The 238-nt window shown below is 60.5% G+C and carries 1 protein-coding gene; it reads left to right on the top strand.

Features of this window, described 5'->3' with window-relative positions:
• Positions 1–238: hypothetical protein (locus tag ACFZPT_RS26990; protein ID WP_379559175.1), on the top strand; the 238-nt coding region annotated here is incomplete at both ends.

Here is a 238-nt window from a genome sequence, read left to right as displayed (position 1 = left end):
GCGCTGGTAACTTATGGCCGCCAATGGCGACTGGTGCACGTCGGTAGTGATTACGTCGCCTGGTGTGAATGGGATATCGACCTCTGGTTCATAGAAGGCCAACCCTCAGCGCAGACAGTGGTTTGGCGCACTCTGCTCAACCGCAGCACGCTGTTAGCGGAACAGGGTCAGAGCCTCCTGCTGCTAGCCATCTGCGCCTCCCGCAAGGGCCAGGCTGAGCTCTCCAACTTGCTGGGCG

Source organism: Pseudomonas sp. MD330_10, from assembly GCF_042610415.1.
GTDB lineage: Bacteria > Pseudomonadota > Gammaproteobacteria > Pseudomonadales > Pseudomonadaceae > Aquipseudomonas > Aquipseudomonas rhodesiae.
Note: the sequence above shows the minus strand (reverse complement) of the source record. Positions and strands in the feature narration are given on the sequence as shown.